The organism is Phocaeicola sp. RTP21359st1_B8_RTP21360_211022, assembly GCF_040911965.1.
GTDB classification, from domain to species: domain Bacteria; phylum Bacteroidota; class Bacteroidia; order Bacteroidales; family Bacteroidaceae; genus Phocaeicola; species Phocaeicola vulgatus.
The window spans coordinates 105,773-117,582 of sequence record NZ_JBDFXP010000012.1; the positions used below are offsets into that span (position 1 = coordinate 105,773).

Below are 11,810 nucleotides of genomic sequence, written 5' to 3' on the forward strand. Positions count from 1 at the left end.
TGAATAATTAGGGTTATCTTTTAAAAGCTCCAACCAAGTATTTCCCATCTTCACTAGTTAGTTCTAATGTATATTCTCCGGATGGGAAACTGGCTATGGAAATGATAATATAGCTTGTTTGTGCTTGGGGCACTAACTGTTCATACATCACTTCTCCTGTTTGATTACCGGTGATGGTAATTTGTATGTCACAGTCCGGAGATGTGTTTTCAATGTAGATGTTCTGGCCATCGGTGCAGGCTGTGATGGGAATAGATGGCAGGCTTCGTGTATTAACTTTTTCTTGATTGCTATACCACTTCCCATTTATAATAATTTCTGTACTATTACAAAAAGAATACACTTTCTGCACCGATAAACCACTAAGCAATATGGTGAATAATACCATACGCAAACTCCAAATCTTTAATTCTTTAGTTGTTTTCATAATAATATTATTGATTGATTGTTATGCTGCAAAGTTATGGATTTAGAATGAAAAACAGATAGACCGGATATGTACGTTATATGGACAATTAAAAAAGAGATAATATGCTAATAATTAGAATATTACCTCTTTGTGCGAATGCGGAATGTGGACAGTTGCTTCCCTAGAACTCCCATAGCCACAGATCCAGTGTCTGTCCTTTGCCGAATGCTCCTATCTTTTGAGTGATACGTTCTTTCAATCTTAATTTTCTTTTAGATACCGAAGTCGATTCTATCCCCAGCAAATCAGCTATTCCCGGATTGGCTATTCCCAACTTGATGAAGCAGCATATCTGCAAATCGCTTTCTGTCAATGAAGGTACAAGAGTGGAAAGCCTTACTATATAATTATCGAATAATAGATTCATTGTTTCCTTTACCTCTTCCCATTGCTCGTCTTTCATGTATTGGGGCTTTGTCTTTAGCCGGTAAAGGACATCTGTCTTTTTTATCAGTTGGTTGCACAGGAATCTTTCACGATCATGCAATCGTTGGTTTTCTTCTCCTAAAAGTCCCAATCTTTCAAGTTCTTTGGACTTTTCATTCAGCGAAGAAGAATATTTATCAATATGTTGCTGCAACATTTTATTCTCTTGTTGCAGGGCTTCATTTTGGCATTTTATTTCAGATAGTACATTCTTTTGCTCCTCCAACTGTTCCTGCGCATCTTTATTCGCCTCCATTTGTTCTGCCAGTTCCTTCATGCGGCTTTGGTTACGACTGATTATTCTCTCATTCTCTTGTCTTTTTAAGGTATTCAGCTGTATTTCTTCTTCATGTCTTTGTATGATATGCTCTTTACGGATTAATTTTCGCTGGTATATATAGATAAGGATAGCTATCAGGCAGAATACCACTACCAATATGATTAGTACATTACGGATGATAGTATTATTTTCTATTTTTAGCTGGTTCTTTTCATTCAATAGTTTTTGCTGGTTATACTTTTCCTGCATATTCATAAGCTCTTTATTTTTATGCAATTTCCAGACAGAATCTTGATAAACTACCATACTATCGCAATATAGGCTCATTTTTTCATAGTCTTTTTTCTCTTTGCTTAGATTATATAAAATTTCATAAGTTGCACAAATCGTTTCCATGCGATTGGAGGATAATGTTTTATTCAGATAATAATAGGCAGAATCTGTTTTATTAATGCGTCTATATATGTCACCAATTACCAAGTAACTTTGTTCTAGCCTTTTTTTTAGGGGTAATTCGCTTGTTTCTTTAAGTATTAAAGCTTTTTGGGCATAGGATAGGGCAGGTTGATAATCTTTTGTTTCGGTATATACTCCTGCTAATTCGTTCATTCCATTTATTAATATACCATTATTATGTAGAGTTTCTGCCATTTGTATAGCTTCTTTATAATATTTGATGCTATTATCAAAATCAAATAATACGGAATATACTTTTCCCAAATCATAATATGCAGAACATATATAATTCTTATTTTCGGATAGTTTCGCATAGTGCAATGACTGTTTAAACATTTGCAATGCATATTCATTCAGCGAATTATATAGGTATATATTTCCTATACTGCTATAAATCAAATGTGCCAGTTGATAGTCTTTCGTCTTTTCTACTTCTTCTATTGCTTTTAAATAGGATTCTTGTGCTTCATTCTTTTTATCAGCTTTTTCATATAATACACCTTTATAATAAAGTACCATTGCTTTCCGTTGGGGATTGTTTTGCTTCATAAAGTAATCATAGGCTATATTAATTAAGGTAGAGTCAGCAAGTTCTTCTTTATAATTCTTATACTTGGCTTGCACTGTTAGCAACGCCCAAGTAGCATTTTGCAATTTGTCCGATACTGCCGGAACTTTCATCCCTTGTAATACACCCAGTGCACTATCCGGATGTTCATACATCACCGCTTCCGCTTGAACCAATTCAAGCAACAACGCTTGTTGAGAAGCATTTTCTTTTTTTGTGCAGGCAGAAAGGAGTATACTTATTATTATAATAATAAAGTTTCTTTTTATTCCAATTGTTTTTTTCATAGTATTTGCATTTATGTATAGCGAACAAATATAGAAATTAAAAACGATATTGAAAAGATTTTATATCACTATTTACAAAAAAAGAGTGATTGATTATAGTTTGCATCCAGTGTTGATAGAAGTATTATGGATCTTAAATATTCAATTTAGTAAGGAGGCATGCCCTCCTTACTATTTTATGTATAAAAACGGCTGTATTATGTATATCTATTTGAATCCACAATATGTGATTAGAAACGAAAATAATTGTTCTTATATCATTGCTAAATCAGCTTTAATTACTGCTAAGCTAGAATATGCCATGGCTTTTGCAAGCGTAGTTCCACCTTCTATTGGATATATCTTGTCACATATTGGAGAAGGAGAATTAAATGCTTCAATAGAAAATATAGCAAATACCCTAAATATAAAATCAGACCTGATAGATAAGTTTATTCGAAAAATAATCGATAATCCAGTAAAAGTAGGATGGAATTATAAAGGAGTGACGATTTCTTTTCCCCCGTATCTGCTGACTTCTGTTAAGGAAGAATCGGAGGGAAGTGTTTATACGGATAATGAATTATTTTATACTACAGACTTTATACCTAAACGTCCTTCTGTTCCGCTGAATCTTAACTTTATGATTACAACCCAATGCAGGACGGATTGTATGTATTGCTATGCGGATAGAAACAGGAAGAACGATTTGACAAGTTGGCAAATTATAAAGGTGATAGATGAAGCTCATGATATGGGGGGGGAATCTGGCTTTGACAGGAGGTGATATTTTTGCTTTCCCTGATTGGAAAGAGGTGATACGAAAAGTGGGGCAATATGGATTCACACCTTTATTGAGTACAAAAATACCGCTAAAAGAGGATGATATTTACTTTTTAAAAGAGTCTGGAATTAAATTCTTGCAGTTTTCATTGGATTCTATATTTACCTCTACATTACAGACAATGGTACGTGTAAAAGAAGACTATATAGATAATGTGAAGCAAATGTTTGAGTATTCTTAATCCAATCTGTGGTCAGATTGATAAGAAAATTATAATTCGCAAATAAAAATGAGGATTAAACTTATAAATATTTGTAACAAATGATTGAAGCAAGAGCATTAGTTTCTATTAATTTTCTGAATTTGTCAGAAAACTATGATTTTATGTCACGTTGGTTAGGTGTATATGATAAATATGCAAAGCTATTGAAAGGTTCGTCGGATGCAGTTGTAAAAGATGGATCTGGAAAGATACCTGAATCAGCAAACGATAAAGTGGATTTAACCAACAAGCATTTGGCATTACAGGCTATATTAGCTGAATATGGTCAAAAGTTAAATAAAAGCCATCTTTATTCTGAAACAGTCGGTCTGTCCGAAGCCCATGATATTCGTCGCAAATGTTTCAGCGCATTACAGATGAACATCAAGAGCAAGAGATATAGGAACAAAAGAAGATCAAGATGCTGCAAGAAGCCTTATTGATCAGACTGGAAATTATAAAATGAATAAGATAATTACCCGTTCCGATATGTCTGCCCGCATTGCAGGTTACATTTTGATTCTGCAATCAGAGAAAAACCATGATTCAGTAGAACGACTGAATCTGGCTGATCGCATCACTGAAGTGGAAAAGGCAAATAATCTTTATTTGGACTTAGATACACAGCGTGGTATTGTGAAAGAACAGAAAGGTCTTTCGGCTACTAGTCTGCATAAGAACTGTAATGGATTATTGAATCAGCTATATTCATTGGTAAATGATATGTTCTTTTATTATGATAATGAACTGTTTATTGCCTTTGCCGATGAACTGAATGCTGTGGCTGAATCTTATCAATTGGTTATCAATAACCGTAAGGCAGATGCCAAGCGTAAAAAGAATGAGAGAAAGGGCCTAAAATTATTGCCGGTTATCAATAACTAAGGTGCGGCAATGAATTGATCTGCTACTTGTATAAGCGATTCTATAAGACTGCCTTAAATAAAAGTGTGGTTACTTTTATTTAAGGCAGTCTTTCTATGAGAATACGAAAGAATGTTAAATGAAATTTTTTTTTTGTTCAGTCCGGAGGTGTCGGACTGTGGGAGATTACATTTGCAATATCAAAACAAACCCTTATTGTTTAACCATTTAAAATAAATTCATTATGAAAGAGAACAATGAAAACAAGGCTAAAGCCTTGGAGGAAAACAAAAAGAATTATTCTTCTGAAAATTCAACTCCTCAAAATGGAGAAGATATTATTAGTAATGAAGATGCTGAAAAGCTGGAAGGCGGTATTAAGCATGAAGATCTTGAAAGACCATCTGAAGGTTCTCTTGGTGGAATCATCTGCTGCAATGGTTAATGATTTGTTTCAGATCAATCTAAAAAGATTAGTCTGAAGTAGAAGGTACTTAGCGATAAGTACCTTCTTTATCTTAATTTTTATATCTGAATATATGATAAATACTTACCATTATAAATAGATTCTTATGATTATAAATGATTTAACTATAAAATATACATTAGCAAATAATTGGATATTAAGAACAGATCCATATTATGAATCTAGAAAATATTCTGTTTATGATATTACTTCTCGTTTAACCTTGTATGTGACAAGATCATGTTATACTCTTTTGAAAATATTTCATGATAAGGCTTTGTCTTTTTCAAGTTTGTATGAAGCTATTGAGCAAAAGAATATTAAAATAGATTGGGAAGGGTTTTGGAATCTTTGCAAGGAGGTAGAACCTTTAAATTTTTTAGTTCCTTCGGAATTTCCATTACATAAGGGAGATGGTTTCCCTAATGGAGATGGAGTTTGTGGTTATGATGTTCCTATTACATCTACTCCTTTAACTGCTGAATTGCATTTTACACATAATTGTAATTTAAGATGCAAACATTGTTTCCAAAGTTCTTCTCCTAATAGTAGTCGATACAAAGAACTTGGGGTTTCTGACTGGATTGGCATTTTTGAACAGTTTGAGGATTGCAGAATGCATAATGTGACACTTACAGGGGGTGAAATCATGTTTTATCCACATTTTTCTGAGGTCTTTAATAATATTGTCGATAAAAGGATTAATTATAGAGTACTAACTAATGGTACATTAATAAATAGTAGTAATGTTGAGGCATTATCTAGAAAAAATGTATCATTAACTATATCTTTAGATGGGCACTCGGATAAGCAGCATGACCAGCTGAGAGGAAAAGGAGTCTTTAATAAAGTTGTAAAAAACATTGAACTTTTGGTCGCTCATGGTGCAAAAGTTTCCTTAACATACACTATTAATTCAAATAATTATCTTTATTTACAAGAAGCTGTAAAGTTAGCAATTTCTTTGGGAGTAAAAGGTATCTTCTTTGGATTTACAGATAGAATAGGCAGAGCAAACGAGAATTTGACTTTAATATTGTCACGCTCTCAACGTGAAATTGTAAAACACAATTTTGCTCAATTAGAGGAAGAATATGGTCATCTTCTGAGTTTGTCTTTAGTAGAAGTTGCTACTTTGGAACGCTATCATGAATTTGTTAACAACAAAGTTTATTGTTCTGCCGGAACAACGCATATTGGCGTTAGTTCGGATGGAAAATTATATCCATGTATTTATGCTTTTGGACATGAAGAATTGCTTGTAGGAGATCTTACAAAAGAAAATTTGAAAGAACTTTGGGAAAATAGAGATAAATGGAGAATGTTCCGAGGAGGATTTAGTTTGGAAAATATAGATACTTGTTCTACTTGTACATTAAACAAAAAGTGTTCACTGATGACTTGTCGTCTAAGGAATTATGATCAAGGTAATAGCTTCTATAATAAACCGATAGAATGTGCCGTTGATTATTCTATAGCTTTGTAATATAATGTGTTTTTGAAACTTTAAAAATATAGAATATGAGAGCGAATATACTTTTTTGTTTATACTTCTTTATGGGGTTGGCAGTGCAGCTGCAAGCACAGGTTACGGTAACAGGTAAAGTAATTGATGAGCAACAACAACCTGTCCCTTATGCCAATATAGTGTTACTTTCTTTGCCCGATTCTGCTTTCGTGGCAGGAAGTATCAGTAATGAAGAAGGCGCGTTTAGTCTCAATGTCAAAGAAACAAAGGATGTGCTTCGCATCTCATCTATTGGCTATGCTACTGTTTATCGTCCATTAGATAACAGAAGTACAGATCTTGGAATTATCTGTCTCGCTTCAGACACACAGATATTGGCTGAAGTTGTGGTAAAAGCTGATATGCCTGTTACTCGCATGAGAGGCGACGCACTGGTGACTAATATACAAAATAGTGTACTCTCTAAAGCCGGATCAGCAAGCGATGTATTGGGAAAAGTACCGGGTGTAATAAAAGAGAGGAATTCCTATGAAGTACTTGGCAAAGGAACACCTCTTATTTATATCAATGGGCGGCAGGTACGTGATGATTCGGAATTGGATCAACTAAATTCGGAAGATATTAAGAGCGTAGAAGTTGTTACTAATCCCGGTGCACGTTATGATGCAACTGTAACTGCCGTTATCCGTATACAGACTATCCGGCGTGCCGGAGATGGTTTCGGCTTCGATCTCCGTTCCAGTTACTATCAGAGCCAGAATGTAGACTTGATAGAGCAATTGAATGTAAACTACCGCCATAATGGACTTGATATTTTTGGTATATTCCGTTATTTAAAGAACGAATATATCATGAAAAATGATATTGTACATACCTTGGAGTCTGATTCTTTATGGAAATATCAGAATTTATTGGATGGAACTGTAGTAGACAAGTCTTTACGAGGTGAAATAGGAGCTAATTACAGCCTGAATGATAAACATTCACTGGGATTCCGCTATACTCTTACTTCCCGTCCAAATACGAAGTCGGATGTATTTACCTCTAATGATATTACAGCCAACAATCAGTTTTATGACCACTTGGAAAATCAAGAGTATTCTTCTACTTCCGGTAAGCCTACTCATCAACTAAATGTTTATTATAATGGTACTGTGGGAGATTTGAATATTGATTTTAATACAGACTATTATACTAATACTTCTACAGGAAAAGGTCTTTATCACGAAGTCAGTCAAGAGCAAGAAAGTCGGGATGTGCATACACAGAGTTACATTAGGAATAAATTGCTAGCTTCTAAATTGGTACTTTCTTATCCGTTGTTTGGAGGTAATCTTTCGGTAGGCGGAGAATATACGGATACCCGTCGCAATGACGAGTACCGTAATCCGGAGAAATATGTGGAAAGTACCATCAGTCGTGTAGAGGAATATGGATTGAGTGGCTTTGCCGAATACAGCCGTCAGTTCCCGATAGGTAACCTTTCATTGGGTGTAAGATATGAGCATGTAACTTTTGATTATTATAAGGATGGTGTGCACATGGATGAACAGAGCCGTATGTATGGAAACTGGTTTCCTAATCTTTCTTTTTCAAGAAAACTAGGTTCTGTCCGGACACAGTTGAGTTATACTGCTAAAACGCAACGACCTACTTATAGCCAGTTAAGCAACAATGTCACCTATGTAGACCGTTTCACTATGCAACGTGGTAACCCATTGCTGGAGCCGTGCACCATTCACGATATTTCATTGGTCGGTACATGGCGTTTTTTACAGTTACTTGTCAGCTATCAGCAGTGGCGTAAGGAAATCATTTATTGGGGAGATCCGATAGATAATGGCAATTCAATGATGATGACTTACCTCAATTATCATAATCGTCCGACTTTGAATGTTTCTTTCTCTATTTCACCGGCTATTGGCTTTTGGCATCCTAACCTAAATATCGGCGTGAAGAAACAATGGATGACAATAGATGGCATAGAGTTTAATAAGCCTCGTCCTACAATAAGGTTCAACAATACATTTGAACTTCCTGGTGATTTTCTTGTCAGTTTGGATGGGCTTTTTATGGGAAAAGGAAATTATCAGAATTTGTATCAGTTCAAAAATTATGGTACAGTTGACATCTCTGTCCGTAAGTCATTTTTAAGGGATGCCTTAAGTCTGGAACTTCGAGGGAACGATCTTTTTCATGGTTCACGTAATTATTGGCAAACATATTTTGGCAGTATTATTTGGGAGCAGACTAATCAATGGGATACTCGTGAATTTTCTATTACTTTGCGCTATAAGTTTAATACAACAAAGAGCAAGTATAAAGGGACAGGAGCGGCAAATGATGAGCTAAGACGTTTGTGATAATTTCAAAAAAATAAAAAGTATAGAACATGAGGAAAGTGATTTTACTACTCGGATTAGTGTTACAAGTGATTATTGTTGACGCACAGAGTGTTTCCGGCTCATTAGTTGATGAAAAAGGAAATCCTGTCAGTTTTGCTAATGTGGTATTGCTATCTTCCAAAGATTCATCTTTTGTGCAAGGTACAATTAGCAATGAACAAGGAATTTTCAGCATAGACCAAACAAGCGGTAACAATATACTCAGAATTTCTTGTCTTGGCTTTATTCCGATGACAAAAGCCTATGCTCAATTTCCGGTAACGATTGTGATGCATGAAGATGTTAATCTGTTGGGGGAAGTCGTGGTAAAGGGGAATCGCCCGTCATATAAACTTACTGCTGAAGGGTTGCAGACCCATGTGCAAGGAACAGTACTTAGCAAAATGGGTACGGCGGAGGATGTGTTGAAGCATATACCGGGACTTCAGAAGAAAAATGATGCGTATGAGGTATTTGGAAAAGGGAGCCCGATAATCTATGTGAATGGAAGATTGCTGCGTGATTTGTCGGAACTGGACCAGCTGAAGTCAGAAGATATTAAGAATGTAGAACTGATTACCAGCCCCGGTGCAAGATATGATGCGTCTGTGAAAGCAGTAATAAGGAAGATAGGGTTGTCACTTCTACCAATACATTGAGAAGTGAACTCTTTGCTGCCAAACTGGTGCTGAGCCGTCCGCTGCTTGGAGGAAATGTCATGATAGGGGCTGAATACAGTCATACAGAGCGGCAGGATGATTATGTGAATCCGGAAGGTTATGTGCCGACTTCATTCAGTAAACTGAAAGAGCAGAATATCAGTCCGTTTTTAGAGTATAGCCGCAATACCCCCATAGGGCAACTCTCCGTGGGGGGACGTTATGAGTGGGTGAACTTTGATTATTATGAGGATGGGAAATATATGGAAGGACAAAGCCGGAATTTCAGTAATTTCTTTCCGAGTGTTTCATTGGGTTCTGAAATAGGCGGAGTGCAGTTACAGCTTAGTTATGCGGCAAAGACGCGTCGTCCGTCCTACCAGCAGTTGAGCAATAATGTGACGTATGCCAATAGGTTCACGCTTCAGTCCGGCAATCCGTTATTGGAACATGAGGTGGTGCATAACGTTTCTTTGATGGGGGCATGGAAGTTTATGCAGTTTAGTGTGGATTATAATGACAGAAGAAATGCAATCATTTACTGGGGGGAACAAATGGAGTATAATCCGGCGGTAACGCTTATTTCTTTCAAAAATCTTCATAGCTTGAAGTCTGTTTCAGCATTCTTGTCATTGGCGCCTAAGTTTGGAATCTGGTCGCCGCAATTGAATTGGGGAGTGCAGAAACAATGGCTGGATCTGGAGACTACCGATGGATTGCTGAAGATGAACAAACCGATGTTTACGGGGGCTTTTAATAATACGTTTAATTTTAATCACGGCTGGATGGCTTCGGTGGAAATGAATTATCAAAGTAAAGGCGATATGGAGAATTGCTCGGAAACCAAGAATATTTTTTATGTGGATGCCGGGGTTACAAAGTTCTTTTGGGGGGATAGGATGTCTGTGAAACTGAGTGGTACGGATTTGTTCCATGGTATGAAGTCTGGAAACCGTATGTATTATAACCGGGCATCTTCTTTGCAAATTAATAATTATGATAGTAGGAAAGTGATGCTGACGGTACGCTATAAATTTAATGCTACGCGTAATAAATATAAGGGTAGTGGTGCCGGAGAGAGTGAGAAGGAAAGATTATGAGTGCCTACTTTTCACATTTCATTTGTTCTTACCCAGCTTATATACCATTTGGCGGAATAAAGGTACGTTTAACCATATATATTCGTACCAATGTTCTACCTTTCTTTTCCATAGTTTGCTCCAGCTATATATTTCCCACCATTTTAGATGGAGATTTGCCGAATTCATAAAATCTTGTGTGGGAAAGAGGGTCAGGGCTATTCCTTTTATCCATAATGTTTTCATTTCGTCCGCCCAATATTGCATGAGTCCGAATTCTGGTTCCCAGATAATGAATCGGGATTCATGAATGCCGTAACAGACTACATATCCTGGTACATTGAAATCATTGAGAGTGAAAAGGATGATGGGAAGTTTTCTTTGTGTTAATTGATGAATGTTTTGCAAACATATTTCGGCTTTCATGCCGGAATATATAGCCCCTTGTTTCATTCCTGCCAAGGTAAGCTTTCCATTTATTTTGCACCATTCGGTCAATGTATGTATGTCCGTTTCTTTTCCGTTGTAATATTTTATAACAGTGAGCAGGCAAGCTACCTCTACAGGGCACTTAGCATTGGAACGGACAAATGATTTCTTTATTTTATCAAGTTCGTATTCTGTCATAACCCGGTTTGTTTTATAAGAGAAAACTCATGGAGCGGCCGCAATCACTTAAAAAAAGAAATTCATTGGAGCGATTAACGTTCATTTGGACGTGGAAGTAGGTATGAACGCTGAATTACTTTAATAAGTGTGCGGCCGGAGTCTGCATGAGTTATATCTGTTACGTCCTGCTCTTTCTATTAACATATCGGCTATTTTGTTTATTTCCCGATTCTTACGCTCAAAGAAATCGCATAACTCTTTCGCCTTTTGTGTTAGTGTTGTTTTATTTTGTAATGCATATTCTATTTGTTGCTCCAATTTCATCGGAGTTATGTTTATCATATCTTTAGGCGAATATTTCAGTACCGGTATTTGAGCAAAGGTACAATCCAGCCATGCGTCAGAATGTGAGTCGGTCAAAGCCAAATCGCATAATGGTAATATGGTGTTAAGGTTCAGCGTGCGGAATAATTCCATGTTGTCGGGCAATTCAGACGATTGATATACATTTGGTATGTCGGTCAATAATATGAATTGGTACCGGGGATTTCTGATGGAACTTCTTTTTATAACTCTATAAAAATCTTCTAGAATCTTTGAATTTTTATGGGTCAGCGGATTTTCCGGGTTGGCAAGCTTTCTTTTAAGCGTATAGCCTAGCCAGTCTGAACATGAAGAACTTCAGATCAGCCACCCCTCTTAACTGGCTTCGAAAAGCTTTGATTTTAGCATTGAACGACTCCGCTGAAGCATTTGTCAATCGTTCTTCA

At 36.3% G+C, this 11,810-nt stretch carries 12 protein-coding genes and 1 pseudogene; 8 read left to right on the top strand and 5 right to left on the bottom strand.

Annotated features, from left to right (window positions below; genetic code table 11):
• Positions 1-13: 13 nt before the first annotated feature.
• Complete coding sequence (locus tag AB5062_RS08335) at positions 14-427, bottom strand: DUF3244 domain-containing protein (protein ID WP_005853036.1); 414 nt, start codon at positions 425-427, stop codon at positions 14-16.
• A 163-nt stretch (positions 428-590) separates the two neighbouring features.
• Complete coding sequence (locus tag AB5062_RS08340) at positions 591-2,486, bottom strand: tetratricopeptide repeat protein (RefSeq protein ID WP_117596673.1); 1,896 nt, start codon at positions 2,484-2,486, stop codon at positions 591-593.
• A 49-nt stretch (positions 2,487-2,535) separates the two neighbouring features.
• Between AB5062_RS08340 and AB5062_RS08345 the strand changes: the two genes are divergently transcribed.
• The 8 genes and pseudogenes from AB5062_RS08345 to AB5062_RS08380 all read left to right on the top strand — a co-directional run bounded on the left by AB5062_RS08345 (position 2,536) and on the right by AB5062_RS08380 (position 10,452).
• A complete protein-coding gene (locus tag AB5062_RS08345) occupies positions 2,536-3,252 on the top strand; it encodes a hypothetical protein (protein WP_227212383.1) in 717 nt (238 codons plus the stop codon).
• Positions 3,206-3,490 carry a hypothetical protein gene (locus AB5062_RS08350; RefSeq protein ID WP_171030612.1) on the top strand — a complete coding sequence of 95 codons (285 nt, stop codon included), beginning with the start codon at positions 3,206-3,208 and terminating at the stop codon, positions 3,488-3,490. Before AB5062_RS08345 ends, AB5062_RS08350 begins: the two co-directional genes overlap by 47 nt.
• A gap of 80 nt (positions 3,491-3,570) precedes the next feature.
• Complete coding sequence (locus AB5062_RS08355) at positions 3,571-3,954, top strand: hypothetical protein (RefSeq protein ID WP_007843438.1); 384 nt, start codon at positions 3,571-3,573, stop codon at positions 3,952-3,954.
• Positions 3,955-3,973: 19 nt separating this feature from the next.
• Positions 3,974-4,396: a DUF6261 family protein gene (locus tag AB5062_RS08360; RefSeq protein WP_007831156.1), complete on the top strand. Its 423-nt coding sequence runs from the start codon at positions 3,974-3,976 to the stop codon at positions 4,394-4,396.
• A 223-nt stretch (positions 4,397-4,619) separates the two neighbouring features.
• On the top strand, positions 4,620-4,820 hold the full coding sequence (locus AB5062_RS08365; RefSeq protein ID WP_008655342.1) for a hypothetical protein: 201 nt from the start codon (positions 4,620-4,622) through the stop codon (positions 4,818-4,820).
• Positions 4,821-4,947: 127 nt separating this feature from the next.
• On the top strand, positions 4,948-6,327 hold the full coding sequence (locus AB5062_RS08370) for a radical SAM protein (RefSeq protein ID WP_110506400.1): 1,380 nt from the start codon (positions 4,948-4,950) through the stop codon (positions 6,325-6,327).
• 35 nt (positions 6,328-6,362) lie between these two features.
• Positions 6,363-8,672 (top strand): outer membrane beta-barrel family protein, encoded by a 2,310-nt coding sequence (locus AB5062_RS08375; RefSeq protein ID WP_117615814.1) that lies wholly within the window; start codon positions 6,363-6,365, stop codon positions 8,670-8,672.
• A 29-nt stretch (positions 8,673-8,701) separates the two neighbouring features.
• Positions 8,702-10,452: pseudogene (locus AB5062_RS08380) on the top strand (outer membrane beta-barrel family protein).
• Positions 10,453-10,470: 18 nt separating this feature from the next.
• On the opposite strand, the gene AB5062_RS08385 reads toward AB5062_RS08380, so the two are convergent.
• The 3 genes from AB5062_RS08385 to AB5062_RS08395 all read right to left on the bottom strand — a co-directional run.
• A complete protein-coding gene (locus tag AB5062_RS08385; RefSeq protein WP_005845641.1) occupies positions 10,471-11,058 on the bottom strand; it encodes a cysteine peptidase family C39 domain-containing protein in 588 nt (195 codons plus the stop codon).
• A 120-nt stretch (positions 11,059-11,178) separates the two neighbouring features.
• Entirely contained in the window at positions 11,179-11,565 is a 387-nt protein-coding gene (locus AB5062_RS08390; RefSeq protein WP_368326856.1) for a hypothetical protein, read from the bottom strand.
• Between the two features lie 118 nt (positions 11,566-11,683).
• The coding region (locus AB5062_RS08395; RefSeq protein WP_169757494.1) for a transposase at positions 11,684-11,810 on the bottom strand (127 nt) is incomplete at its 5' end.